This is a genomic window from Streptomyces malachitofuscus, assembly GCF_055571035.1.
On record NZ_JBVIGA010000020.1, the window covers coordinates 41,038 to 65,453 of the forward strand.

Here is a 24,416-nt window from a genome sequence, read left to right on the forward strand (position 1 = left end):
TGAGTGCGGTGTGCGGTGGTGCCGCTCAGCCCTCTGCGCCGGCCGGCGCGCGGTCGCCGGTGACCTGGTGGACGGGGTGGTTGCTCTTCGGCTGGCCCATGCCCATCGAGCGCATGACGGCGCCGACGACGCCGCCGAGGAGAACCACGCCCATGCTCGCCCAGAAGCCCACGGGCTGGTCCATCACCATGAAGGCGCCACCGGCGCAGAAACCGATGAAGGCGATGATGACACCGGTCCAGGCGGCCGGGGTGTGACCGTGGCTGCTGCCCGCCATTGCTTGCTCCTCGTTGCTGTGTGCGTGTCTGAGCAGGACGCTCCCCGTCATTGTCCCGCACACATGCGGCCGCCGTGCCCCGGGGTGGGCCGGGGGTGCTGCGCGGCCGCTCCGGCTGCGCCTGCCCGCGGTCGGGCGCTACGCGCCCGTGGGGTCCTCGCCCCTGTCCAGTGCCTTCCAGAGGTCCTCCGGACGGTCCGGGTCGACCGTGGCGGCCTGCTTCCGGCGCGGTCGTGCCTCCGCCCCGCCCCGCTCGTAGCGGCCGGACATCGCGGGCCACTGCCTCCCGTACCGCAGCGCCAGCAGCCCCGCCACCAGCAGCAGCACACCGCCCGCGACGGCGACGTACGGCCACGCCGTGTGGCTGAGGGCGTCGACCGTCGCCGCTGTGTCGCCGGACGCCTGGGCCGCCTGTTCGTTCAGCGCCGCGCGGTCCGACGCCCCGAGCAGCGCCGCCGTGATCGTGCCCGCGCCGGAGAGCGCGAGCAGCGCGGCGACGGCGAAGCGGCCGGCCCGGCGCACGGCGAAGACGGCGACGAGCGCGGCCAGGCCCACGACGGCCAGGGCGGCGGGGACACCGGTGACGTCGCTGCCCTTGGCGGTCAGGGGGAACGCGCCGCCGGCGACCGTCGTGGTGCCCTCCGACCACTGCTGCCGGGTGGCGAGGAGGACCACGGCGGCGCCGAGGGCGCCGGAGAGCAGGGCGGCGGCGAGGCTGAGGCGGCCGGTCCTGGCGGTGGCGGCGGCCCCGGAACGGGGGGTGGGTACAGCAGTCACGACATCCACTATCGCCTGAACCCCGGGCGAACCGTCACCCGGGGGTTCGTCTCACGCCTTTCCCAGCCGGTTCGCGGTGTGAACGGCGCGCAGCACGGCCGCCGCCTTGTTGCGGCACTCGGTGTCCTCGGCGACCGGGTCGGAGTCCGCGACGATCCCGGCTCCCGCCTGCACATAGGCGGTTCCGTCCCGCAGCAGGGCGGTGCGGATGGCGATGGCCGTGTCGGAGTCGCCGGCGAAGTCGAGATATCCGACACAGCCGCCGTACAGGCCGCGCCGGGACGGTTCGAGTTCGTCGATGATCTGCATCGCGCGGGGCTTGGGCGCACCGGAGAGCGTGCCGGCGGGGAAGCAGGCGGTGAGCACGTCGAAGGCGGTGCGGTCGCCGGTGACGCGGCCGGTGACCGTGGACACGATGTGCATGACGTGCGAGTACCGCTCGATGGACATGAAGTCGACGACCTCGACGGAGCCGGGTTCGCAGACGCGTCCGAGGTCGTTGCGGCCCAGGTCGACGAGCATGAGGTGCTCGGCGCGCTCCTTGGGGTCGGCGAGGAGTTCATCGGCGAGGGCCTGGTCCTCCTGCGGGGTGGCGCCGCGGTGCCGGGTGCCGGCGATGGGGTGCACCATGGCCCGCCCGTCCTCGACCTTGACCAGGGCCTCGGGGGAGGATCCGGCCACGTCGAAGCCGTCGAAGCGGAACAGGTACATGTACGGCGAGGGGTTGGTGGCCCGCAGCACCCGGTAGACGTCGAGGGCGCTCGCGGTGCACTCCGTCTCGAACCGCTGCGAGGGCACGACCTGGAAGGCCTCGCCCGCGCGGATGCGTTCCTTGACGTCCTCCACGGCCTCCTGGAAGTCGGGGCCGCCCCATCGCGCGGCGTACGCGGGGAGTTCGGAGGGCGGCAGCACGGCGGGCGGCTGGGCCACCGCGCGGGTGAGGTCGGCCTCCATGGCGTCGAGCCGGGCCACGGCGTCGGCGTACGCCTCGTCGACGCCGGTCTCCAGGTCGTTGTGGTTGATCGCGTTGGCGATCAGCCAGACCGAGCCCTCCCAGTGGTCCATGACGGCCAGGTCGCTGGTGAGCAGCATGGTCAGTTCGGGCAGCTTCAGGTCGTCCCGCTCGCCGGGGCCGATCTTCTCCAGGCGGCGCACGATGTCGTAGCCGAGGTAGCCGACCATGCCGCCGGTGAAGGGCGGCAGACCCAGGTCGTGGGCGAGGTCGCGGGGGGTGTGCAGGGCCTGCAGGGTGGACCGCAGCGCGGCCAGCGGGTCGCCGTCCACGGGGACGCCGACGGGCGGGGTGCCCTCCCAGTGCGCCCGCCCGTCGCGTTCGGTGAGGGTGGCGGCGCTGCGGACGCCGACGAAGGAGTAGCGGGACCAGGACCTGCCTCCCCCAGTGCTGAACGCCTGGGAGGTACCCCCATCGGCCGACTCCAGCAGGAAGGTGCCGGGCCGTTCACCGGCGAGTTTGCGGTAGAGCGCGACGGGGGTGTCGCCGTCGGCGAGGAGCTTGCGGGTGACCGGGATGACGCGGCGGTCGGTGGCGAGCTTGCGGAACGTCTCGAGGTCCATGGCGGCAGACCCTACTGATCCGCGGCGGGGGCGTTCGCCACCAGCACGTCGGCGTCGAAGCAGGTGCGGGCGCCGGTGTGGCAGGCGGCGCCGACCTGGTCGACCTTGACCAGCACGGTGTCGGCGTCGCAGTCCAGGGCGACCGACTTGACCCACTGGACGTGCCCGGAGGTGTCGCCCTTGACCCAGTACTCCTGGCGGCTGCGGGACCAGTAGGTGCAGCGGCCGGTGGTCAGCGTGCGATGCAGCGCCTCGTCATCCATCCAGCCCAGCATCAGCACCTCTCCGGTGTCGTACTGCTGGGCGATGGCGGGCAGGAGGCCGTCGGGGCTGCGCTTGAGCCGCGCGGCGATCTCCGGGTCGAGGCGGCTGGGCCGGGACTTGCTGGTCATGGGGACCATTGTGCCGCGCCCGGCCGCGCGGGCCGGGGCACCGTCCACTGGGCGGACCCGGCGCGCGGTCGTAGGCTGGCCTGCATGTCGACCCATGCCAAGCGTGAACGACTTCTCCTGGCCGATCTGCTGGAGACCACGGGCCCGGAGGCCCCCACCCTGTGCGAGGGCTGGACCACCCGGGATCTGGCCGCCCACGTGGTGGTGCGCGAGCGCCGTCCCGACGCGGCGGGCGGAATGCTGGTCAAGCAGCTCGCACCGCGCCTGGAGCGGGTGATGGCGGAGTTCACCGCCAAGCCGTACGAGGAACTGATCCAGCTGATCCGGACCGGTCCGCCGCGCTTCTCGCCCTTCTCGCTGAAGCAGGTCGACGAGCTGTCGAACATCGTGGAGTTCTACGTCCACACCGAGGACGTCCGCCGGGCCCAGCCCGAGTGGACACCGCGCGAGCTGGATCCGGTGTTCCAGGACGCCCTGTGGTCGCGTCTCGAACGCTCCGCGCGCCTGATGGGCCGCGGTGTCCCGACGGGACTGGTGCTGCGCCGTCCGGACGGCCAGACGGTGGTGGCCCACCGCGGTGCCCCGGTGGTCACGGTGACCGGGGAGCCGTCCGAGCTGGTGCTCTTCGCCTACGGTCGGCAGAGCGCGGCCAAGGTCGAGCTGGACGGCGACGAGAACGCGATCGCGAAGCTGCGGGAGACCAAACAGCTCGGCATCTGATCCGCACCCGAAAGGCGCAGCTCGTGATCAAAGTGGCCATGACCAGCGTGTACGTGGACGACGTGGCGAAGGCGCACGCCTTCTACACCGATGTCCTCGGCTTCGAGACCCGTACCCACATGGATATGGGCGACGGCATGCTGTTCGTCACCGTGGGGGCGCGCGAGGGCGCCCAGCGGGATCTCGAACTGCTGCTGGAGCCGGGGCAGGGGTCCATCGCCGAGCCGTACCGCCGGGCGGTGCGGGAGGCGGGGCTGCCCGCGATCGTGTTCTCCGTGGACGATCTCCGCGCGGAGTACGAGCGGCTGCGCGGGGAGGGGGTCCACTTCGTGCAGGACCCGCGGGAGCAGGGTCCGGTGCTCTCCGCGGTCCTGGACGACACGGTCGGCAACCTCGTCCAGCTGGCCCAGCCGGTCGGCTGACCTCACCGCACCGGGTGGCCGGCCTCCCGCAGCGTCGCCTTGACCTGGCCGATGCGCAGGTCGCCGAAGTGGAAGACGGAGGCGGCCAGCACGGCGTCGGCGCCCGCCGCGACCGCGGGCGGGAAGTCGGCGAGCTTTCCGGCCCCGCCGGAGGCGATCACCGGCACGGTGACGTGCTTGCGGACGGCGGCGAGCATCTCCAGGTCGTAGCCGTCCTTGGTGCCGTCGGCGTCCATGGAGTTCAGCAGGATCTCGCCCGCGCCCAGTTCGGCGGCGCGGTGCGCCCACTCGACGGCGTCGATGCCGGTGCCACGGCGGCCGCCGTGCGTGGTGACCTCGAAGGAGCCGGAGTCGGTGCGCCGGGCGTCGACCGAGAGCACCAGGACCTGCCGGCCGAAGCGTTCCGCGATCTCGCGGATGAGGTCGGGCCGGGCGATGGCCGCCGTGTTGACGCCCACCTTGTCGGCGCCCGCGCGGAGCAGCTTGTCCACGTCCTCGGTGGTGCGGACGCCACCGCCGACGGTGAGCGGGATGAACACCTGCTCGGCGGTGCGGCGCACCACGTCGTAGGTCGTCTCGCGGTTGCCGGACGAGGCGGTGATGTCCAGGAACGTCAGCTCGTCGGCGCCCTCGGCGTCGTACACCTTGGCCATCTCGACGGGGTCGCCCGCGTCGCGCAGGTTCTGGAAGTTGACGCCCTTGACGACCCGGCCGTTGTCCACGTCCAGGCAGGGGATGACTCGGACCGCCAGGGTCATGAATCCACGGCTCCTCTGAATGCTTCGAGTTCCACTGAGACCAGTACGCGCGAGTCGACGAAGCCCTCGACCACCAGGAGGGTGGTGACCGGGCGCACCGGGTCGAAGAGCTCCTTGTGCGCGCGCCCGGCCGCGTCGACGTCCCGCGCGTGGGCGAGATGGATGCGGGTGCGGATCACGGACTCGATGCCGAGCCCGAACTCGCCGATCGCCTCCAACGCGAGGGTGAAGGCCACCTTGGCCTGCTCGTAGGGGTCGCCCTCCCCATGGAGCACGTCGCCCCGGAAGGCGGTCGTGCCCGCCACCAGGACGCGGTCGCCCGCCGCCACGGCGCGCGCGGAGCCGAGGGTCTCCTCCCAGGGATTCCCGCTCTGCACGCGCCGTACGGCGTCGGACGTCATCGGCCTGTGTCCTTCGTCAAGACGTGGCCTCCAGGGCCTCTTCCAGCGTGAACGCCTTGGCGTAGAGGGCCTTGCCCACGATGGCGCCCTCGACGCCGAGCGGGACGAGCCCGGCGATGGCGCGCAGGTCGTCGAGGGAGGAGACCCCGCCGGAGGCGACGACCGGGCGGTCGGTGGCGGCGCAGACGTTCTTCAGCAGCTCCAGGTTGGGGCCCTGGAGGGTGCCGTCCTTGGCGATGTCGGTGACGACGTAGCGGGCGCAGCCCTCCTTGTTGAGGCGTTCCAGCGTCTCGTAGAGGTCGCCGCCGTCGCGGGTCCAGCCGCGGCCGCGCAGCGTGGTGCCGCGGACGTCGAGCCCGACGGCGATCTTCTCGCCGTGCTCGGCGATGACCCGGGCGACCCACTCGGGGGTCTCCAGAGCGGCGGTGCCGAGGTTGACGCGGGTGCAGCCGGTGGCGAGGGCGGCGGCGAGGGTGTCGTCGTCGCGGATGCCGCCGGACAGCTCGACCTTGATGTCCATGGCCCCGGTGACCTCGGCGATCAGGGCACGGTTGTCGCCGGTGCCGAACGCGGCGTCCAGGTCGACCAGGTGCAGCCATTCGGCGCCCGAGCGCTGCCAGGCGAGGGCGGCCTCCAGCGGGGAGCCGTACGACGTTTCCGTCCCGGACTCGCCGTGCACGAGGCGGACGGCCTGGCCGTCGCGGACGTCGACGGCGGGGAGGAGTTCGAGCTTGGCCATGTCTCTACAGGGTTCCGATCCAGTTGGTGAGGAGCTGGGCACCGGCGTCGCCGGACTTCTCGGGGTGGAACTGGGTGGCCCACAGGGCGCCGTTCTCGACCGCGGCCACGAAGGGCTTGCCGTGGGTGGACCAGGTGACCAGGGGGGCGCGCATCGCCGGGTTCGTGGTCTCGAGTGTCCAGTCGTGGACGGCGTAGGAGTGCACGAAGTAGAAGCGGGCGTCCGCGTCGAGGCCGGCGAAGAGCTCGGAGCCGTCCGGGACGTCCACGGTGTTCCAGCCCATGTGGGGGACGATCTCGGCCTGGAGGGGTTCGACCGAGCCGGGCCACTCGTCGAGGCCTTCGGTCTCCACGCCGTGCTCGATGCCCCGCGCGAAGAGGATCTGCATGCCGACGCAGATGCCCATCACGGGGCGGCCGCCGGACAGCCGGCGGTCGACGATCCAGTCGCCGCGCGCCTCCTTCAGCCCTTTCATGCAGGCGGCGAAGGCGCCGACGCCGGGCACCAGCAGCCCGTCGGCGTTCATCGCCCGGTCGAAGTCCCGGGTGATCTCCACGTCGGCGCCCGCGCGGGCGAGGGCGCGCTCGGCGGAGCGGACGTTGCCGAAGCCGTAGTCGAAGACCACGACCTTCCTGGTGGTGCTCAAGGCCTCACACCTCCAGCCGGAGAAGTCCCGTGACGAGACACATCGCGGCGCCGATGGAGAGCAGCACGATGAGGCTCGTGGGCATCTTCTGCTTGACGAACGAGATGATCCCGCCGACGAAGAACAGGCCGACGACGATCAGGACGGTGGACAGACCGTTCATGGCTTACAGCGCGCCCTTCGTGGAGGGCAGGATGCCGGCCGCGCGGGGGTCGCGCTCGGACGCGTAACGCAGGGCGCGGGCGAGCGCCTTGAACTGGCATTCCACGATGTGGTGCGCGTTGCGCCCGTAGGGCACGTGCACGTGCAGCGCGATCTGGGCCTGGGCGACGAAGGACTCCAGGATGTGCCGGGTCATCGTCACGTCGTACGCGCCGATCATGGGCGCCATGTTCTCGGGCTCGGTGTGCACGAGGTACGGGCGGCCGGAGAGGTCGACGGTGACCTGGGCGAGGGACTCGTCCAGCGGGACCGTGCAGTTGCCGAAGCGGTAGATGCCCACCTTGTCGCCGAGCGCCTGCTTGAAGGCGGCACCGAGCGCGAGGGCGGTGTCCTCGATGGTGTGGTGGGAGTCGATGTGCAGGTCGCCCTCGGTCTTCACGGTGAGGTCGAACAGACCGTGCCGGCCGAGCTGGTCGAGCATGTGGTCGTAGAAGCCGACCCCGGTGGAGATCTCGGTCTTCCCGGTGCCGTCGAGGTCGATCTCGACGAGGACGGTCGTTTCCTTGGTGGTGCGCTCCACGCGCCCTACGCGGGTCATGAACTTTGCTCCTTCGGGGGTGTGGGGGTGCCCCCCACAAGGCACTGCAACTCACCTACCGCGTCGAGGAACGCGTCGTTTTCGGCCGGGGTGCCCGCGGTGACCCGCAGCCATCCCGGTACGCCGTTGTCCCGGACCAGGACGCCCCGGTCGAGGATCCTGCGCCAGACGGCGTGGGAGTCCTCGAACCTGCCGAACTGGACGAAGTTCGCGTCGGACTCGGTGACGTCGTAGCCGAGCGCGCGCAGTTCGGCGACCAGCCGGTCGCGCTCGGCCTTCAGCTGCTCGACGTACTTCAGCAGCGTGTCGGTGTGTTCGAGGGCCGCCAGCGCGGTGGCCTGGGTGACGGCCGACAGGTGGTAGGGCAGCCGGACCAGCTGGACGGCGTCGACGACGGCCGGGTGAGCGGCCAGGTAGCCGAGGCGCAGGCCGGCCGCGCCGAACGCCTTCGACATGGTGCGGGAGATCACCAGGTTGGGGCGGCCGTCGAGCAGCGGGAGGAGCGAGTCGCCGTGGCTGAACTCGATGTACGCCTCGTCGACGACCACCATCGACGGCTTGGCGGACTGGGCTGCGTCGTGGAGCGCGAGGACGGTCTCCGCGGGCACCGCGTTGCCGGTGGGGTTGTTGGGGGTGGTGACGAAGACGACGTCGGGCCGGTGCTCGGCGATCGCCTTCCGCGCGGCGGCGAGGTCGATGGTGAAGTCCTCGTTGCGCGGCCCGGAGATCCAGTCGGTGCCGGTGCCGCGCGCGATCAGGCCGTGCATCGAGTACGAGGGTTCGAAGCCGATGGCGCTGCGGCCCGGTCCGCCGAAGGTCTGCAGCAGCTGCTGGATGACCTCGTTGGAGCCGTTGGCGGCCCACACGTTCTCGAGGCCGACCGGGTGTCCGGCGGTCTTCGTCAGGTACTCGGCCAGCCTGGTGCGCAGTTCGACCGCGTCCCGGTCGGGGTAGCGGTTGAGGTGCCGGGCGGCCTCGCGGACCCGCTCGGTGATCCGCTCGACCAGCGGCTCGGGCAGCGGGTAGGGGTTCTCGTTGGTGTTCAGCCGAACGGGGACGTCCAGTTGGGGCGCGCCGTAGGGGGACTTGCCGCGCAGCTCGTCCCGTACGGGGAGATCGTCGATTCCGAAGCTCACTTGTTCTCAGGCACCTTCCACCCACGCGACATGTGTTCGTCTCCGACGAACCTCGCCTTGATCGCCGCGCCGTGCGCGGGCAGGTCCTCCGCCTCCGCCAGCGTGACCACGTGGTGCGCGACCTCGGCCAGCGCGTCCTCCGTGTAGTCGACGATGTGGATGCCGCGCAGGAAGGACTGGACGGACAGGCCCGAGGAGTGGCAGGCGCAGCCGCCGGTGGGCAGCACGTGGTTGGAGCCGGCCGCGTAGTCGCCGAGGGAGACCGGGGACCAGGGGCCGACGAAGATCGCTCCGGCGTTGCGCACCCGGTCGGCGAGCGCGGCGGCGTCGGCGGTCTGGATCTCCAGGTGCTCGGCGCCGTAGGCGTCGACGACGCGCAGGCCCTCGTCGAGGCCGTCGACCAGGACGATGGCGGACTGGCGGCCGGACAGGGCCGGGACGATCCGGTCGTCGATGTGCCGGGTGGCCTTGACCTGGGGCTCCAGTTCCTTCTCCACCGCGTCCGCGAGGTCGGCGGAGTCGGTGACCAGGACGGCGGCGGCCAGCGGGTCGTGCTCGGCCTGGCTGATCAGGTCGGCGGCCACGTGCACCGGGTCGGCGGTGGAGTCCGCGAGGATGGCGATCTCGGTGGGGCCGGCCTCGGCGTCGATGCCGATGCGGCCGGTGAAGTAGCGCTTGGCGGCGGCCACCCAGATGTTGCCGGGGCCGGTGACCATGTTCGCCGGCGGGCAGGACTCGGTGCCGTAGGCGAACATCGCGACGGCGGTGGCGCCGCCGGCCGCGTAGACCTCGTCCACGCCGAGCAGGGCGCACGCGGCGAGGATCGTCGGGTGCGGCAGCCCGCCGAAGTCGGCCTGGGCGGGTGAGGCGAGCGCCACGGACGGGACACCGGCCTCCTGGGCGGGCACGGCGTTCATGATCACCGAGGACGGGTACACGGAGCGGCCGCCCGGCGCGTACAGACCGACGCGGTCGACCGGGACCCACTTCTCGGTGACCGTGCCGCCGGGCACGACCTGGGTGGTGTGGGTGGTGCGGCGCTGCTCACGGTGGACGAGCCGGGCCCGGCGGATGGACTCCTCCAGTGCGGCGCGCACGGCCGGGTCCAGTTCCTCCAGGGCGCGCGTGAGGGCGGGGGCCGGGACCCGCACCTGGTCGAGCTCCACGCCGTCGAACCTCTTGGCGAAGTCGATCAGCGCCGCGTCGCCCCGATGATGCACGTCCTCGCAGATGGGCCGCACCTTCTCCAGGGCGGCCGCGACGTCGAAGTCGGCTCGGGGCAGCAGGTCACGCAGGGCGGGGCCCTCGGGGAGGGCGTCGCCGCGCAGATCGATACGAGAGATCACATGGCCAATTCTCTCAGACCCGCACAGTGGGCCGTCCTTCCGTTCCAATGGCTGATACGAGCCCGCCGTGGTAACGGTCCGCGCATATTTTCGAGATCTCCTTCACTTTCCGTGTTCAACGGGTCACCGCATCGGGCATCACCGGTTGTACGAAGGAACGAACCGGCGAGTATGTGAGGAGGAGGGGAGATCCGTGACCGAGCGGGTGGGACCGGGCGGCGGAGAGCCACCCGAGGACCTGACCGCCACGGAGGCCGGCATGTGGCAGGCCTTCCGCAACGGCAGCGTCTACGACCTGAGCAGCGGCGACACCGTCGTCGACGATCCGCACGGAGGGCATCCGTGGGGACCGGAGCGGACGGTCCGGGCGCGCGTGGTGTGCTGGCTGCTGCTGGACGGGCCGCCCGCGCTGGCCGGCCGGGTCTCGTCGCTGAAGCTGGTCGGGGTGCGGATCAGCGGCCCGCTGGACCTCGCGGGCGGCACCGTGGTGCCGTACGTGGAGCTGCGCGGCTGCCGTTTCGAGCGGGACGTGCTGCTGCCGGAGGCCCGCTTCACGACCGTGCGGATGGTGGACTGCTCGATACCGCGCCTGGAGGCGGCCCGGCTGCACACCGAGGGGGATCTGCATCTGCCGCGCTGCCGGTTCCTGGGCGGCATACGGCTCACGGACGCCAGGATCGGCACGGATCTGCTGCTCAACCAGGCGATCGTGCACCGGGACCGCAGCGGCCGCTCGATCGCCGCGGACGGGATGAACGTCGGCCAGGACCTCCAGGCGGAGATGCTGGAGTCGCACGGCGAGCTGAGCCTGCGCAGCGCGACGATAGGCGTCTCGCTGAGCCTGCGCGGGGCGCGGCTGGGCGACCCGCACTCCCGGCTCGCGCTGAACGCGCCGCAGCTGACCGTCGAGCGCTCGCTGTATCTGACGCCGGCGGGGGTGGGCGCCCAGGCGCGGAGCGGGATGACCCCGGCGCGCGGGACGCGGATCCAGCGGTTCGAGTGCGAGGGCGGGGTGCGGCTGGACGACGGGCGGTTCGGGGACGCGGTCGACTTCGAGGGCGCGCGGTTCACCTTCACCGACGAGCAGGAACTGTCGCTGCGCCGGGTGCAGACTCCTGAGCTGCGCTTCCTCGGGGAGCGGCCGGCACGCGGCCGGGTGGTGCTGTCGGGGGCGAAGGTGGTGAACCTGATGGACCGCGCGGACAGCTGGCCGGGCCCCGGCCGGCTGCACATGGGCGGTTTCACCTACGAGAACCTGGTGCCGCGCGGCCCGTTCCCGCTGGCGTTGCGGCTGCGCTGGGTGGACGCGGCGAGCGCCGAGTACAACCCGGAGCCGTACGAGCGGCTGGCCGCGGTGCTGCGGGAGGGCGGGGAGGACGAGGATGCCCGGGAGGTGCTGCTCGCCAAGCAGCGCCGCCGCCGCGAGAGCCTGCCGTTCGCGGCCAAGCTGTGGGGCTACGCGCAGGACTGGACGGTGGCCTACGGCTACCGGCCGGGCCGGGCCGCGGTGTGGATGGCGGTGCTGTGGGCGGCCGGCTCGCTGGCCTTCGCCCGCGCGGACCACCCGCCCCTGAAGAGCGGTGAGCACCCGGCCTGGAACCCGGCGCTGTTCGCGCTGGACCTGCTGCTGCCGGTGATCGACCTGGGCCAGGTCGGCTTCTGGCAGCTGCGCGGCGGCTGGCAATGGCTGTCGGCGGCGTTCATCCTGCTGGGCTGGATCCTGGCGACGACGGTCGCGGCCGGCGCGACCCGCACGCTGCGGCGCACGTAATACCTCCGTGTGTGACCCGTGGGGCCGGAGAGGTCCGGGAGGTCGGCGCAACGTGAGGGGCTGTCTGCTTTTTACCGGGCCTTGACCGAACCCCGTACAACCTTCCACGAGTTGCGTGCGCCCTCTGGCGCCGCTGTGACCTGCGGTCTTTCAATGGTCGACACCATGGCTCTGCTGCACGCGTTCACCCGTACGTCCCGGGTGCGAGGTAAGTCGACGGGCGCCGCGTCCCCCGTCCCCGCGGTGTTGCCCGGCGACGACGAGGTGCTCCTCGACGCGCCCGACGACGCGCTGGGCCCGGCCCTGGTCGGGGCCGCGGCCGGGGACCACGCGCCCGCCGCGGAACTGCTCGCCGCCACCCGGCGCACGGCAGCCTGGGAGCACCGGGACCGGTATGTGCGGCGGCTGGCCACGTTCGCGCGCTCGCGTCCGGAGTGGCTGGACACCTGGCGTGCCCTCGCCCCGCGCGACCCGGACGGACTGCTGATGGACGCCCAGCGGGCCGTGGACCGCGCCTGGGACTCACCGGCGCGGGCCGAGCTGCTGCGCGAGGTGAGCCCGCTGATCACGGCCGCCGCCCGGGCGGACGGCAGGGACCCGGTGCCATGGCGGCTCGCCCTGGACCACGCCCGGGGCGCGCGGGCCGGCCACACCTACTTCGAGGAGCTGTGGGAGGCGGCGGTCCGGCGCGCCCCGCACCACCACGGCTGTCATGTGGCAGCCCTGCGCTATCTGGCGTCCTCGTGGCACGGTTCGCACCGGGAGTGCTTCGACTTCGCGGACCGTGCCGCGCAGGACGCGCCGGAGGGCTCGCTCACGCAGGCGCTGCCGCTGCGGGCGGCGTACGGCTATCTGACGGACGGCTGCGGTCCCGAGGTGCCGCGGGAACGGCTCGACGCGGCGGCCGACCGCGCCGCCGCCCTGTCCGCCCGGCTGCCCGCCGGACAGCCCTGGCCGGCCGAGCCGCGCAACCTGCTGACCTACGTCCTGGTGCGGCTGGAGCGCTGGCAGGACGCCCTCGAACAGCTGCGACTGACCGGGCCCTACGCCACGTCCTTCCCCTGGGAACGGGGCACGGACGACCCGCTCGGGCGGTTCCTGGAGATGCGTCGGAAGGTGCGCGACACCGTCGCGTCCGGCTTCTCCGCGGCCGGGTCCGGCGGCTCCGTCCCGGCCTTCGGCCGTCCGGGGAATGGGCAGGGAGGACGACTCGGCTCCGGCGACCATTAGGCTTTTGCGTCGTGACCACCGTCCGGCTCCCGCTCTTCCCCCTGAACACGGTGCTGTTCCCGGGGCTCGTGCTCCCGCTCAACGTCTTCGAGGAGCGCTACCGCGCCATGATGCGCGAGCTGCTGAAGACCCCCGAGGACGAGCCGCGCCGGTTCGCCGTCGTGGCGATTCGCGACGGCCACGAAGTGGCTCCGAGCGCGCCCGGGCTGCCCGACCCGACCGCCGTGCCCGACCGGGGCCCCGCGGCGGGCTTCGGCGCCGATCCGCTGCGCGCCTTCCACAAGGTGGGCTGTATCGCCGACGCGGCGACCGTCCGGGAGCGGGCCGACGGCACCTTCGAGGTACTGGCGACCGGGACGAACCGGGTGCGGCTGCTGTCGGTCGACGCCTCGGGGCCGTTTCTGACGGCCGAACTGGAGCCGGTGGAGGAGGAACCCGGCGAGGAGTCGGGGGCCCTGGCGGAGGGGGTGCTGCGGGCGTTCCGCCAGTACCAGAAGCGGCTGGCGGGGGCGCGGGAGCGCTCGCTGGCGACCGGCGCGGAGCTGCCGGACGAGCCCGGTGTGGTCTCCTACCTGGTCGCCGCCGCGATGATGCTGGACACGCCGACGCGGCAGCGCCTGCTCCAGGCGCCGGACACGGCGTCCCGGCTCCGGGACGAGCTGAAACTCCTTCGCACGGAGACGGCCATCATCCGTAATCTGCCGTCGTTGCCGGCGTCGGAGCTGACGCGCGGCCCGATGAGTCTCAACTGACGTACGACTGTCTGGGGTACCGGCCGGGATGGCGAAGAAGTCCAAGAAGCAGCAGTCCGGGGGAACCCCGGCGACGGTGGCGCTCACCGCGGCGGGGGTGCCGTTCACGGTGCACTCCTACGACCACGACCCCTCCCACCCGTCCTACGGCGAGGAGGCGGCCGAGGCGATGGGGGTCCCGCCCGACCGCGTGTTCAAGACGCTGGTGGCGGACGTCGACGGCACGCTGACGGTGGCGGTGGTGCCGGTGGCGGGCCAACTGGATCTGAAGGCCCTGGCGTCGGCGGCCGGCGGCAAGCGGGCGGCGATGGCAGATCCGGCGCTGGCGGAACGCACCACCGGGTATGTGCGCGGCGGGATCTCGCCGCTGGGCCAGCGCAAGAAGCTGCCGACGGTCGTGGACGCGTCGGCCACGCTGCACGAGACGATCTGCGTCTCGGCCGGCCGCCGGGGCCTGGAGGTCGAACTCTCCCCGGACGACCTGGCGAAGCTGACGGCGGCGACCCTGGCTCCGATCGGGCGCGTTCAGCCCCTCGACGCCGGTCCCTTCCTCGGCTAGTGAAAAGGGACATGTCGAAGCGAACCCGCAAACGCCGCTGGCGCATCAAGAAACGCCGGGCCAACCACGGCCACCGCCCCGCCTGACCCCTCCACACGCCGCGGGCAATCGTGCCGCAGGGCGGGCACGGGTGGGCGCGACGGCACCCCGCACTCGCCGGGCTGCGCGACCCACCCCCGCCCAGCGGCACCCCGGGCAGCCCGGAAACCTACGCCTCCACCCGCGGAGCGAACTGCTCCGGATCCCGCGGCCCGAACAACGCCGTCAACCCCAGATGCAACACCAGCCCCGCGAACGGCCACGCCAGCAGCGCCCCCTTCGCACCCAGCTCCAACGGCGCGTCGAAGGTCACCCCCTTGCCCACGCTCTTCGCCTGCGCGATCACGTCCTGTGCCGGCCCGAGCCACACCCCCAGCCGCCACGCCAGCACGGACCCCAGCAGTCCTCCCACCGCCAGCGCCACCACCAGCGGCACACCGCCGCGCCGCCGCACCAGGAACACGACCAGCGCACTCACCGCACCGAATGCCAGAGCGAGCAGCGTGAACGTCCCGTCCACCCCGATGCCCTGCTCGCCCTCGGAGTCCTCGAGATAGACGGCCCAGTTGTCGCCGACCACGTCACCCACCAGCGGAACGCGCGGTGCCAGCCACCACCACAGCACCCCGAGCAGCACCCCGCCGAGGGCCACCGCCACCGCGGTCACGGCGGCCTCCCGCAGTTCCTGCCTCATGCCGGGACCGTCCGGGTCGTGCCACCAGCCGTGCCGGGGACCCCCGGGACCGGGATACCCGGGATACCCAGGGTGCCCGGGGTACGCGGAGGCGCCGGCGTGCCGGGCCGAGTCGGCCGCGGGCCCGTCGGACGGCGGCTCCCACGCGTCCTGCGCGGAATGCTCGTGCGGGGGCGGTGGTGGTGTCAGTGGAGCGCTCACCCTGCCATCGTGCCAGGCCCGGCTGTGCGGCGCGTCACCGGACGGCTGCCCTGCGGTACGCCCACGTCGCCACGGCCAGCGAGATCACGCCGACCACCCCGCAGACGGCGAGGTCACCGAGGACGCGGGCCCAGTCGGGGTGCGGTCCGAAGGTCCGCGCGAAGGCCTCGACGCCGTACGTCGACGGCAGCAGGTCACGGGCGAGGCGCACCGCCTCCGGCATCCGCTCCGGCGGCAGCACGCCCAGCAGCAGTGCCGCGGACATGCCGAGCTGGCCGAGCAGGGTGGCCAGCTCCGGCCGGGGCGCGAGCAGACCGAGGGCCGCTCCGAGCCCGGCCAGTGCGGCGCCCGCGAGCGGGATCACCGCGATCAGGATCCACAGGTGCGCCAGCGGCAGCCCGAACAGCGCGCAGCCGAAGACGGCGGTCACCACGGTCCCCGGCACGGTGAAGGACGCGTACGCGCCCGCAGCGCCCAGCACCACGGCCGCCGGCGGCACGGGCAGGGTGGCGTAGTGGTCGAGCCCGCCGCTGGCCCTCAGCTGGCCGAAGTACTGCGCGAGAAGGTTCAGCGCGACGAACGCGACGACCAGCACCGCCGACCCGGCGACCACGGCCTGCGCCTCGCCACCGCCGTCCACGACCCCACGCATCAGGATCATGATGCCGATCGACTGGAACGTCGCCACGAACAGCAGCGGGATCCGCGCGACCCGGGCCCGGGAGAGCTGCGCCCGGTACACGGCGGCCAGCGACGGCCACAGCCGTGCCCGGGGGCCGAGCTCGGCCGCCTCCGGCGCGGCCTCCTCCACGGCCAGGGCACCTCCCGGCAGGACTTCGGCGCGTACGACACTCACGTCGTGCTGCTCCCCTTCGGTCGGAGGTTCGCCCGGATCCGCTCCGGCGGTCGCCCTGTTCCCTACGGATGACACGGCCCGTGTGCTCACGCCTTCACCAGTCCCTGCCGTACGGCGCCGCCCAGCGCCAGGTAGACGTCCTCCAGGCTGGGCGTGGCCAGCGTGAAGTCGTCCAGGGCGGCGAAGGCGGCCCCGCCGGTGACGGTGGCGACGACCGCGCGGGCCTCCTCGGGCGCCAGCCGCAGCGTCCAGCGACGGCCGGACTCGACGACCCGGTCGCGCAGCGCCGCGACCTCGGGCACGTGCAGGGGCGCGGCCTCGCGCCACACCAGGTCGACCCGGACCTCGCCGGCGACCTGCTCCTTGAGCCCGGACGGTGTGTCGCAGGCGATGACCCGTCCGCGGTCGAGGACCGCGACCCGGTCGAGGACGGTCTCGGCCTCGATGACGTTGTGGGTGACCAGCAGGACGGTCGAGCCGTGCTCGGCGCGGCGCCGGTCGACGGCGGACCACACCGCGCGCCGGGCCACCGGGTCCATGCCGGTGGTGGGCTCGTCGAGCACCAGCAGGGGGCGCTCCCCCACCAGCGCGGCGGCGAAGCAGGCGAGCCGGCGCTGGCCCCCGGAGAGCTTCCGCAGCGGGCGCCCGGCGAGCGGGGCGAGCCCCAGTTCTTCGAGGACGTCGTCCCGCTCGGCCCGCGCCCGGCGCGCGTCGAGCCCGCGCAGCCGGCCGGTGGTCTCGGCGGCGAGGGACACGGTCAGTTCGTCGAGGGCGCTGGACTCCTGGCCGAGATAGGCGAGGATGCGGGAGGCCCGCTCGGGGTGGCGCACGATGTCGTGGCCGAGGATGTCCACGCTGCCGCTGTCGGGCCGCATCAGGCCGGTCAGCTGGCGTACGAGAGTGGACTTGCCGGCGCCGTTCGGTCCGAGCAGTCCGAAGATCTCACCGCGCCGGATGTCGAGCGCCACGTCGTCGGTGGCCCTGACCTCGGGCGTCGCGGGCACCCCGCGCCGGCCGCGCACCGCCGGGTAGGTCTTGGTCAGCCCGCGCACCGCACACACGACATCACCACCCTGCCGGAAGCCCTGTGCCGCGCGCGTACTCACAAGGGACGAGCCTACGGGGTCGGCGGGCCGGTCCGGCTTCCGGGGCACCCCTGCCCCGCATTCACGCCATACCCCTCCGAACCCCCGCAGCCCACGCCACCGCCGGAACCCCCGGCACACAGGCCGACGCCACGGCCCACCCCTACAGCCCACCGCGCCGGACGGCAAACAGGCGGAGACCGGGGGGTCCACAGGGCGGAAGCCCTCTGACGGAGGCGCAGGGGCGGGACCCCCGAGGGCGCACCGCGTCGGGCGGCGGACAGGCGGAGACCCGGGGGTTCAGGGGGCGGGAGCCCTCTGGCGGGGGCGCAGGGGCGGGGCCCCCGAGGGCGCACCGCGGCCCGCCCCTACAGCCCACCACGTCGAATGGTGGGCGGGCGCAGGCCAGGGGTCCAGGGGGCGGGAGCCGCCTGGTGAGGGGCGTGGGGGCGGAGCCCGCGGAACCGGGCCGCCGGGGCGCGCCCTGGCCCCTCACTCCCCGGCGGGAGCCCGTTCCGTGCCGGTACGCAGGTCCAGTTCGCGCCAGAAGCCCGCCCGGATGGCGTACCGGTCGCGCTCGTCGATCTGGTCGTCCTTGTGGGCGAGCAGCCCGAAGCGGGCCGCGTAGCGCAGCAGCTCGCCGTCGACCCGGTGCGGGATGCGCGGGTACATCGCGGACAGTTTCTGGATGTGGCTCTGGTCACCGAGCCGCTCCACCCAGCGCCGGGCGAAGACCTGCCCCACCTCGAAGGGGTCCCCGCCGACGGTGGTGATGTCCTCCTCGCGGTCGGCCCACCGCTGCTCCGCCGTGGTCAGCTGGGCGAGCGTCGGCATGGACGCGGCGTCGGGCGGCTCGGCGACGGGCCGGTCCACCCAGCCCTTGTCGGACGACCAGCGCAGCGTCGCGGAGGAGGGCTGCTGGGGCTGGTGCGGGCCGGGGCTGCGCAGCGCCGCCAGGTCCTTCGGGGTGGGCACCCCCTTCGCGGTGGGCGCCCGCTCGGCGGTGCCATTGTGCGCGGCGGCGCCCGGGTGCTGCGGTTCCTGCGCCGTCCGCTCGGCCGCCGCGGCGAGCGCGGAGTCCGGCAGCGGTGCGGAGAGGATCGCGGCGATCTCGGGACGGGGCGCGGGCGCCGGTGCGCACACGCCGGTGAACTCCTTGGCCCGTACCGCCTGGGTGATCCACGCCCGGTCCAGCACCCGGCGTTCGTCGGCCTCGGCCACCAGGTCCTCGGACTGGTTGTAGTCGCCGTCGGCGGCCTGCACGGCCCACAGGTGGACGGCGACGCCGTGCTCCTTGGCCGCCATCATCCCGGGCAGCAGATCACCGTCCCCGGTGACCAGCACGATGTCGGAGCAGGCGCGGTTGCGGGCCAGCTCCGTCAGCTCGGCGTGCATCGCGGCGTCGACACCCTTCTGCGCCCAGCGGCCGTCGCTGCGGGTCAGCGCCCCCAGCCGGACGGTGACCCGGGGCATCACGCGCAGCCTGCGGTGCTCGGGCTGCGGGACGCGGTCGGGGGCGCCGTCGAACCAGTAGATGCGCAGCAGGGGCTGCCGCGTGTCGTTCTCGGCGCGGTCGCGCAGCCCCTGGATGAGGGCCGTGTGGTCCACGGTGATGCGGGACCGCGAAGGCTCTCCGGCGAGGAGACTGGCGGCGGCCCCCAGCAGATACCCGGCGTCCACCAGGACGATGCAGCGGTCCACGCGATCCACCCTCTTTCCGGGAGGTTTGCTTCGGGCTTGCTTCGAGTCTGCCCGACCACGCCGGGGTTAACGGCCCGAACTCGATCTTCGGCGTGGCGTTTCCACACTTCCTCCCCGACCCTTCAGCGGTCACACACGGTAATTGTCCGACATGCGTGGGTTATCGGGCTGTGTGAATCTGAATTCGGCCCTGGCCCCTAGTCCCCCACAGGAGGCATCACCATGGCCAAGAACAAGAACCGTGACCGTAAGCAGCCCCAGGCCGAGCGCACCCCGCGCACGTCGCAGCCGTCCACGATGGAGACGCCGGACGAGCAGCGCACCACGCAGGTCATGCCCGGCGAGGTGGGCCGAGGCAAGGGCCGGCAGAAGCGCTTCGGCCACAACTGACATCCGCGTGACGGGCCGTTGCGGCCCGGGTACGGCAACGAGGGGCGCACCCACCACAGGGTGCGCCCCTCGCGCGCGCGGGCCGGACGGGATCCGCTAGCCCGCGAGGCAGGACGGTCCGAGGAGGACCTTCAGATCGCCGAAGAGCGCCGGGTCCGGCTTGACGCGGTGCCGGTCGAGGCGCAGCACCGTCGTCTTCGTCGGCCCCTGGAGCTTGATCCGGACCTCGCTGTCGCCCTTGTGGTGCGTGAGGATCTCACCGAGCCGGCTGACCATCGGCGGCGTCACGCGCGTCGCCGGGATCGTGAGCACCACGGGTGCGTTGGTGCCCGCGTTGGACAGGTCGGGGACCATCAGCTCCATGGCGACCAGCCGCGGCACGTCCTCCCGCTTGTCGAGCCGCCCCTTGACGAAGACCACGGCGTCCTCGACCAGTTGTGTCGAGACGAGCTGGTACGTCGCCGGGAAGAACATGCACTCGATGGAGCCCGCGAGGTCCTCCACCGTGGCGATCGCCCAGGCGTTGCCCTGCTTGGTCATCTTGCGCTGCAGGCCCGAGATGATCCCGCCGATGGTGACCACCGCCCCGTCGCCGAAGTCACCGCCGGTGAGCTGCGAGATGCCCGCGTCGGCCTTGTCGGACAGCACGTGCTCCAGGCCGAACAGCGGGTGGTCGGAGACGTACAGGCCGAGCATCTCGCGCTCCTGCGCGAGGAGGTACGTCTTGTCCCACTCGTCGTCGGTGAAGGTGACGTCGAGACCGAAGCCCGGCTCGCTGGTCTCCTGCTCGCCCATGCCGCCGAAGAGGTCGAACTGGCCCTCGGCCTCCTTGCGCTTCACCGCGACCACGTTGTCGATCATCGGTTCGTACTGGGCGGTGAGGCCCTTGCGGGTGTGCCCCAGCTCGTCGAAGGCACCTGCCTTGATCAGCGACTCGGTGGTGCGTTTGTTGCAGACGACCGCGTCGACCTTGTCGAGGTAGTCGGGGAAGGAGGTGTACTTCCCCTTGGCCTTGCGGCACTTGATGATCGACTCGACCACGTTGGTGCCGACGTTGCGCACGGCCTCCAGGCCGAAGAGGATCACGTCGTCACCCTGGGCGGCGAAGTTGTGCACCGACTCGTTGACGTTCGGCGGGAGCACCTTGATGCCCATGCGGCGGCACTCGTTGAGGTAGATCGCCGACTTGTCCTTGTCGTCCTTCACCGAGGTGAGCAGCGCGGCCATGTACTCGGCGGGGTGGTTCGCCTTCAGATAGGCGGTCCAGTACGACACCAGTCCGTACGCGGCCGAGTGCGCCTTGTTGAAGGCGTATCCGGCGAAGGGCACCAGCACGTCCCACAGCGCCTGGATGGCCTCGTCGCTGTAGCCGTTCCTGCGGGCGCCGGCCTGGAAGATGGTGAAGTTCTTCGCCAGCTCCTCGGGCTTCTTCTTGCCCATCACGCGGCGGAGGATGTCGGCCTCGCCGAGCGAGTAGCCGGCGATGATCTGGGCGGCCTTCTGCACCTGCTCCTGGTACACGATGAGGCCGTAGGTGACGTCCAGGACCTCCTTGAGCGGCGCCTCCAGCTCGGGGTGGATCGGTGTGATCTCCTGCTGGCCGTTCTTGCGCAGGGCGTAGTTGGTGTGCGAGTTCATGCCCATCGGGCCCGGCCGGTACAGGGCCGACACGGCGGAGATGTCCTCGAAGTTGTCCGGCTTCATCAGCCGGAGCAGGGAGCGCATCGGTCCGCCGTCGAACTGGAACACGCCGAGGGTGTCGCCGCGCTGGAGGAGTTCGAAGGTCGTGGGGTCGTCCAGGGGCAGCGACAGCAGGTCGATGTCGACGCCCTTGTTGGCCTTCACCATCTTGACGGCGTCGTCCATGATGGTCAGGTTGCGCAGGCCCAGGAAGTCCATCTTCAGCAGGCCGAGCGACTCGCAGCTCGGGTAGTCCCACTGCGTGATGGTCACGCCGTCGGTGTGCCGCACCCAGACCGGGACGTGGTCGGTGATGGTCTCGCTGGACATGATCACGCCGGCGGCGTGCACGCCCATCTGCCGGACCAGGCCCTCCACACCGCGCGCGGTGTCGATCACCTTCTTCACGTCCGGCTCGTTCTCGTACATCCCGCGGATCTCGCCCGCCTCCGAGTACCGGGGGTGGTTCGGGTCCGTGATGCCGGACAGCGGGATGCCCTTGCCGAGGACGTCGGCGGGCATCGCCTTGGTGAGCCGGTCGCCCATCGCGTACGGGTAGCCCAGCACGCGCGCGGAGTCCTTGATGGCGTTCTTGGCCTTGATGGTGCCGTAGGTGCCGATCATGGCGACCTTGTCGGCGCCGTACTTCTCCGTCACGTACCGGATCACCTCGACGCGCCGGCGCTCGTCGAAGTCGATGTCGACATCGGGCATGGAGATGCGCTCGGGGTTGAGGAACCGCTCGAAGATCAGGCCGTGCGGGATCGGGTCGAGGTCGGTGATGCCGAGGGCGTAGGCCACGATCGAGCCGGCCGCGGAGCCACGGCCGGGGCCGACCGCGATGCCCTGCTTCTTCGCCCACATGATGAAGTCGGCGACCACGAGGAAGTAGCCCGGGAAGCCCATCGAGATGATGGTGTCCATCTCGTACTCGACCTGCTTCATGCGGTCGTCCGGGATGCCGTCGGGGAACCGGCGGTGCATGCCCCGCATGGTCTCCTCGCGGAACCAGCTGACCTCGGTGTAGCCCTCCGGGATGTCGAACCTGGGCATCAGGTCGCGCTTTTCGAACATGCCCGTGGTGTCGACCATCTCGGCGATCAGCCGGGTGTTGGCGCAGCCCTGCTGCCAGGCGTCCGACGAGTCGATGGCGTACATCTCGTCGGTGGACTTCAGGTAGTAGCCGGTGCCGTCGAACTTGAAGCGGTCGGGGTCGGAGAGGTTCTTGCCGGTCTGGATGCACAGCAGCGCGTCGTGGGCGCCCGCCTCGTGCGCGTACGTGTAGTGCGAGTCGTTGGTGACCAGCGGGGGGATGCCGAGCTTCTTGCCGATCTCCAGCAGACCGTCGCGGACCCGGTGCTCGATCTCGATGCCGTGGTCCATCAGCTCCAGGAAGTAGCGGTCCTTGCCGAAGATGTCCTGGTAGTCGGCGGCCGCCTTGAGGGCCTCGTCGAAGTGGCCGAGCCGCAGCCGGGTCTGCACCTCGCCGGAGGGGCAGCCGGTGGACGCGACGATGCCCTCGGACCACCGCGCGATGGTCTCCTTGTCCATCCGGGGCCACTTCTGCAGCCAGCCCTCGGCGTACGCGTCGGAGGAGAGCCGGAAGAGGTTGTGCAGTCCGGTGCTGTTCACCGCCCACATCGTCTTGTGGGTGTAACCACCGGAACCGGAGACGTCGTCCCGCTTCTGGTGCGGCTGGCCCCACTGGATCTTGCGCTTGTTGCGCCGGGACTCGGGGGCGACATACGCCTCGATCCCGATGATCGGGGTGACTCCGGCCTTCTGGGCGGAATGGAAGAAGTCGTACGCCCCGTGCAGGTTGCCGTGGTCGGACATCGCGATGTGCGTCATGCCCATCTCGTTGCAGGCGTCGAACATGTCCTTCAGCCGCGCGGCACCGTCCAACAGCGAGTACTGGGTGTGGACGTGCAGGTGCGTGAACGGCGGCTTTGACACGGTGCGGCCTCCTGGGAGAACAGGCGGTGACGGGCGGGCGGACGGTCCGGGGGTCAGCGTCGAAGTCTATGCCCAGGGACTGACACCACGAGCCCGTCCCGACGTACCTTCGGGCGGTGGCGCGGGCACTCCCGTGACGCGTCGCACGTTAGGCAGGGGACGGACCAGCCCCGTCCCGAGAATTCCGCACCTGGAGGCACAAAGCGATGTCGGTCCCGCAGCTCAACGACGAGCACCGCGGTGAGGAGATCCTCGCCGTCCTCGACACCGCCTTCGGCGAGCTCCTGGCCGCCGACCCGGCCGCGTTCCGGGTGAAGTTCCGGAAGATGGCGGCGTCGGCGTTCGCCTTCTACCGCGGGACGGCGTGCCTCTTCTACCACGATCTGGACGCCGAGCGGCGCGGCGGGCCCTACCTGGACGAGCGCACCTCACGCGTGTGGATCCACGGCGATCTCCACGCGGAGAACTTCGGCACGTACATGGACTCCAACGGCCGCCTGGTCTTCAACGTCAACGACTTCGACGAGGCCTACGTCGGCCCCTTCACCTGGGACCTCAAGCGCTTCGCGGCCTCCGTGGCGCTGATCGGCTACGCCAAGGCGCTCAGCGACGAGCAGATCGGCGAGCTGGTCACGATCTACGCGGCCGCCTACCGGGAGCGCATCCACGCGCTGGCCACCGGCGCGAAGAGCGACGAGGTCCCGCCCTTCACCCTGGACACCGCCCAGGGCCCGCTGCTCGACGCGCTGCGCGACGCCCGCTCGCTGACCCGGTTCGGGCTGCTGGACTCGATGACCGAGATCCGCGACTTCGAGCGCCGCTTCTCCTCCGGCGGCGGCGCCGTCGAGCTGGACGCCGCCACGCGCTACAAGGTGCTCGCGGCCTTCGACGGCTATCTGGAGACGCTGCCGGACGCCTCGCTGGCCCGCCCGGACTCCTACCGCGTGAAGGACGTCGTGGGCCGCCGCGGCATCGGCATCGGCTCGGCCGGGCTGCCGTCCTACAACATCCTGCTGGAGGGGCACAGCGACGCCCTGGAGAACGATGTCGTGATCTACATCAAGCAGGCCCAGACCCCCGCGGTCTCCCGGCACATCACCGACCCGGCGATCCGGGACTACTTCCAGCACGAGGGGCACCGCACGGTGATCTCCCAGCGCGCCCTCCAGGCGCACGCCGACCCGTGGCTGGGCTGGACGGAGCTGGACGGCTCGGGCCAGCTGGTCGCCGAGGTCTCTCCGTACGCGGTGGACCTGGACTGGAGCGACATCGACGACCCGGACGAGATCGCCCTGGTCGTCGCCGACCTGGGCCGTGCCACGGCGGCGATGCACGCGGCGGCGGACGACACCTCCGGCGAGTCCCTGGTGCCGTTCTCCACCGAGCGCGCCATCGACGCGGCGATCGCCGCCGACGAGGACTCCCTGATCCCGCTGCTGGTGGACTTCGCCCACGCCTACGGCGCCCGCGCACGCGCCGACCACCAGATCTTCCTGGACCTGTTCCGCAACGGCAGGATTCCGGGACTGTAACCATCGGGGCATCCACAGGAA

The 24,416-nt window shown here is 71.8% G+C and carries 25 protein-coding genes; 8 read left to right on the forward strand and 17 right to left on the reverse strand.

All coding sequences use genetic code 11. From position 1 onward, the window contains the following. Window positions 1–25: 25 nt before the first annotated feature. From ACZ44S_RS26710 to hisI, 4 genes are all read right to left on the reverse strand, one after another. A complete protein-coding gene (locus ACZ44S_RS26710; RefSeq protein WP_190162016.1) occupies window positions 26–277 on the reverse strand; it encodes an HGxxPAAW family protein in 252 nt (83 codons plus the stop codon). A gap of 138 nt (window positions 278–415) precedes the next feature. Then, entirely contained in the window at window positions 416–1,063 is a 648-nt protein-coding gene (locus tag ACZ44S_RS26715; RefSeq protein ID WP_466933278.1) for a TIGR02234 family membrane protein, read from the reverse strand. Window positions 1,064–1,105: 42 nt separating this feature from the next. After that, entirely contained in the window at window positions 1,106–2,629 is a 1,524-nt protein-coding gene (locus tag ACZ44S_RS26720; RefSeq protein WP_466933281.1) for an anthranilate synthase component I, read from the reverse strand. A gap of 11 nt (window positions 2,630–2,640) precedes the next feature. Continuing rightward, window positions 2,641–3,030: a phosphoribosyl-AMP cyclohydrolase gene (hisI, locus tag ACZ44S_RS26725; RefSeq protein ID WP_466933283.1), complete on the reverse strand. Its 390-nt coding sequence runs from the start codon at window positions 3,028–3,030 to the stop codon at window positions 2,641–2,643. A gap of 75 nt (window positions 3,031–3,105) precedes the next feature. Here hisI and ACZ44S_RS26730 point away from each other — a divergent pair, with 75 nt between their 5' ends. Both ACZ44S_RS26730 and ACZ44S_RS26735 read left to right on the forward strand, forming a co-directional pair. Then, complete coding sequence (locus ACZ44S_RS26730; protein ID WP_466933285.1) at window positions 3,106–3,741, forward strand: TIGR03085 family metal-binding protein; 636 nt, start codon at window positions 3,106–3,108, stop codon at window positions 3,739–3,741. 23 nt (window positions 3,742–3,764) lie between these two features. Beyond that, window positions 3,765–4,163, forward strand: a complete 399-nt coding sequence (locus ACZ44S_RS26735; RefSeq protein WP_190162021.1) for a VOC family protein — start codon at window positions 3,765–3,767, stop codon at window positions 4,161–4,163. Window positions 4,164–4,165: 2 nt separating this feature from the next. On the opposite strand, the gene hisF is transcribed toward ACZ44S_RS26735, so the two are convergent. From hisF to hisD, 8 genes are read right to left on the reverse strand one after another with little or no spacing between them, the layout of a single operon-like run. After that, window positions 4,166–4,921 carry an imidazole glycerol phosphate synthase subunit HisF gene (gene hisF / locus ACZ44S_RS26740; RefSeq protein ID WP_190162022.1) on the reverse strand — a complete coding sequence of 252 codons (756 nt, stop codon included), beginning with the start codon at window positions 4,919–4,921 and terminating at the stop codon, window positions 4,166–4,168. After that, window positions 4,918–5,322: a Rid family hydrolase gene (locus ACZ44S_RS26745; RefSeq protein ID WP_190162023.1), complete on the reverse strand. Its 405-nt coding sequence runs from the start codon at window positions 5,320–5,322 to the stop codon at window positions 4,918–4,920. The genes hisF and ACZ44S_RS26745 overlap by 4 nt, the downstream gene beginning before the upstream one ends. Before the next feature lie 16 nt (window positions 5,323–5,338). Further along, on the reverse strand, window positions 5,339–6,061 hold the full coding sequence (gene priA / locus ACZ44S_RS26750) for a bifunctional 1-(5-phosphoribosyl)-5-((5-phosphoribosylamino)methylideneamino)imidazole-4-carboxamide isomerase/phosphoribosylanthranilate isomerase PriA (protein ID WP_190162024.1): 723 nt from the start codon (window positions 6,059–6,061) through the stop codon (window positions 5,339–5,341). Between the two features lie 4 nt (window positions 6,062–6,065). Then, window positions 6,066–6,707, reverse strand: coding sequence for an imidazole glycerol phosphate synthase subunit HisH (hisH, locus tag ACZ44S_RS26755; RefSeq protein ID WP_466933287.1), 642 nt, complete (start codon window positions 6,705–6,707; stop codon window positions 6,066–6,068). Between the two features lie 4 nt (window positions 6,708–6,711). Further along, entirely contained in the window at window positions 6,712–6,870 is a 159-nt protein-coding gene (locus ACZ44S_RS26760; RefSeq protein WP_164555741.1) for a hypothetical protein, read from the reverse strand. Between the two features lie 3 nt (window positions 6,871–6,873). Continuing rightward, window positions 6,874–7,467 (reverse strand): imidazoleglycerol-phosphate dehydratase HisB, encoded by a 594-nt coding sequence (gene hisB, locus ACZ44S_RS26765; protein ID WP_190162026.1) that lies wholly within the window; start codon window positions 7,465–7,467, stop codon window positions 6,874–6,876. Beyond that, on the reverse strand, window positions 7,464–8,603 hold the full coding sequence (locus ACZ44S_RS26770; protein ID WP_466933290.1) for a histidinol-phosphate transaminase: 1,140 nt from the start codon (window positions 8,601–8,603) through the stop codon (window positions 7,464–7,466). The genes hisB and ACZ44S_RS26770 overlap by 4 nt, the downstream gene beginning before the upstream one ends. Further along, a complete protein-coding gene (hisD, locus tag ACZ44S_RS26775; protein ID WP_466933292.1) occupies window positions 8,600–9,949 on the reverse strand; it encodes a histidinol dehydrogenase in 1,350 nt (449 codons plus the stop codon). Before hisD ends, ACZ44S_RS26770 begins: the two co-directional genes overlap by 4 nt. Window positions 9,950–10,142: 193 nt before the next feature. Between hisD and ACZ44S_RS26780 the strand changes: the two genes are divergently transcribed. The 4 genes from ACZ44S_RS26780 (at window position 10,143) to ybaK (ending at window position 14,261) form a co-directional block, all read left to right on the forward strand. Beyond that, entirely contained in the window at window positions 10,143–11,720 is a 1,578-nt protein-coding gene (locus ACZ44S_RS26780) for an oxidoreductase (protein WP_466933294.1), read from the forward strand. A 153-nt stretch (window positions 11,721–11,873) separates the two neighbouring features. Further along, window positions 11,874–12,950: a hypothetical protein gene (locus ACZ44S_RS26785; protein ID WP_466933296.1), complete on the forward strand. Its 1,077-nt coding sequence runs from the start codon at window positions 11,874–11,876 to the stop codon at window positions 12,948–12,950. Between the two features lie 11 nt (window positions 12,951–12,961). Further along, a complete protein-coding gene (locus tag ACZ44S_RS26790) occupies window positions 12,962–13,702 on the forward strand; it encodes an LON peptidase substrate-binding domain-containing protein (RefSeq protein WP_466933298.1) in 741 nt (246 codons plus the stop codon). A 28-nt stretch (window positions 13,703–13,730) separates the two neighbouring features. Continuing rightward, entirely contained in the window at window positions 13,731–14,261 is a 531-nt protein-coding gene (gene ybaK, locus ACZ44S_RS26795) for a Cys-tRNA(Pro) deacylase (protein ID WP_466933300.1), read from the forward strand. A 208-nt stretch (window positions 14,262–14,469) separates the two neighbouring features. Here ybaK and ACZ44S_RS26800 read toward each other — a convergent pair whose 3' ends face one another. The 4 genes from ACZ44S_RS26800 to ACZ44S_RS26815 form a co-directional block, all read right to left on the reverse strand. Then, the gene (locus ACZ44S_RS26800) at window positions 14,470–15,195 is read right to left on the reverse strand and encodes an AAA family ATPase (RefSeq protein WP_466933302.1); all 726 of its coding nucleotides are present in this window, start codon (window positions 15,193–15,195) and stop codon (window positions 14,470–14,472) included. Window positions 15,196–15,229: 34 nt separating this feature from the next. After that, entirely contained in the window at window positions 15,230–16,051 is an 822-nt protein-coding gene (locus ACZ44S_RS26805) for an ABC transporter permease (RefSeq protein ID WP_466933304.1), read from the reverse strand. An 86-nt stretch (window positions 16,052–16,137) separates the two neighbouring features. After that, window positions 16,138–17,112, reverse strand: coding sequence for an ABC transporter ATP-binding protein (locus ACZ44S_RS26810; protein WP_466933486.1), 975 nt, complete (start codon window positions 17,110–17,112; stop codon window positions 16,138–16,140). A gap of 516 nt (window positions 17,113–17,628) precedes the next feature. Then, complete coding sequence (locus tag ACZ44S_RS26815) at window positions 17,629–18,837, reverse strand: NYN domain-containing protein (protein WP_466933306.1); 1,209 nt, start codon at window positions 18,835–18,837, stop codon at window positions 17,629–17,631. A 222-nt stretch (window positions 18,838–19,059) separates the two neighbouring features. On the opposite strand from ACZ44S_RS26815, the gene ACZ44S_RS26820 reads away from it, so the two are divergent. Next, window positions 19,060–19,227 carry a hypothetical protein gene (locus ACZ44S_RS26820; RefSeq protein ID WP_190162036.1) on the forward strand — a complete coding sequence of 56 codons (168 nt, stop codon included), beginning with the start codon at window positions 19,060–19,062 and terminating at the stop codon, window positions 19,225–19,227. A gap of 96 nt (window positions 19,228–19,323) precedes the next feature. Here the strand turns inward: ACZ44S_RS26820 and dnaE are convergent, their stop codons facing one another. Then, entirely contained in the window at window positions 19,324–22,863 is a 3,540-nt protein-coding gene (gene dnaE / locus ACZ44S_RS26825) for a DNA polymerase III subunit alpha (protein WP_466933308.1), read from the reverse strand. Between the two features lie 206 nt (window positions 22,864–23,069). On the opposite strand from dnaE, the gene ACZ44S_RS26830 reads away from it, so the two are divergent. Further along, a complete protein-coding gene (locus ACZ44S_RS26830) occupies window positions 23,070–24,395 on the forward strand; it encodes a DUF2252 domain-containing protein (RefSeq protein ID WP_466933310.1) in 1,326 nt (441 codons plus the stop codon). Window positions 24,396–24,416 lie beyond the last annotated feature (21 nt).

Coding starts and splice junctions, on each gene's coding strand:
- ACZ44S_RS26710 (WP_190162016.1), bottom strand. CDS start 277: ATGGCGGGCAGCAGCCACGGTCACACCCCGGCCGCCTGGACCGGTGTC.
- ACZ44S_RS26720 (WP_466933281.1), bottom strand. CDS start 2,629: ATGGACCTCGAGACGTTCCGCAAGCTCGCCACCGACCGCCGCGTCATC.
- hisI (WP_466933283.1), bottom strand. CDS start 3,030: ATGGTCCCCATGACCAGCAAGTCCCGGCCCAGCCGCCTCGACCCGGAG.
- ACZ44S_RS26730 (WP_466933285.1), top strand. CDS start 3,106: ATGTCGACCCATGCCAAGCGTGAACGACTTCTCCTGGCCGATCTGCTG.
- hisF (WP_190162022.1), bottom strand. CDS start 4,921: ATGACCCTGGCGGTCCGAGTCATCCCCTGCCTGGACGTGGACAACGGC.
- ACZ44S_RS26745 (WP_190162023.1), bottom strand. CDS start 5,322: ATGACGTCCGACGCCGTACGGCGCGTGCAGAGCGGGAATCCCTGGGAG.
- priA (WP_190162024.1), bottom strand. CDS start 6,061: ATGGCCAAGCTCGAACTCCTCCCCGCCGTCGACGTCCGCGACGGCCAG.
- ACZ44S_RS26760 (WP_164555741.1), bottom strand. CDS start 6,870: ATGAACGGTCTGTCCACCGTCCTGATCGTCGTCGGCCTGTTCTTCGTC.
- hisB (WP_190162026.1), bottom strand. CDS start 7,467: ATGACCCGCGTAGGGCGCGTGGAGCGCACCACCAAGGAAACGACCGTC.
- ACZ44S_RS26785 (WP_466933296.1), top strand. CDS start 11,874: ATGGTCGACACCATGGCTCTGCTGCACGCGTTCACCCGTACGTCCCGG.
- ybaK (WP_466933300.1), top strand. CDS start 13,731: ATGGCGAAGAAGTCCAAGAAGCAGCAGTCCGGGGGAACCCCGGCGACG.
- ACZ44S_RS26820 (WP_190162036.1), top strand. CDS start 19,060: ATGGCCAAGAACAAGAACCGTGACCGTAAGCAGCCCCAGGCCGAGCGC.
- ACZ44S_RS26830 (WP_466933310.1), top strand. CDS start 23,070: ATGTCGGTCCCGCAGCTCAACGACGAGCACCGCGGTGAGGAGATCCTC.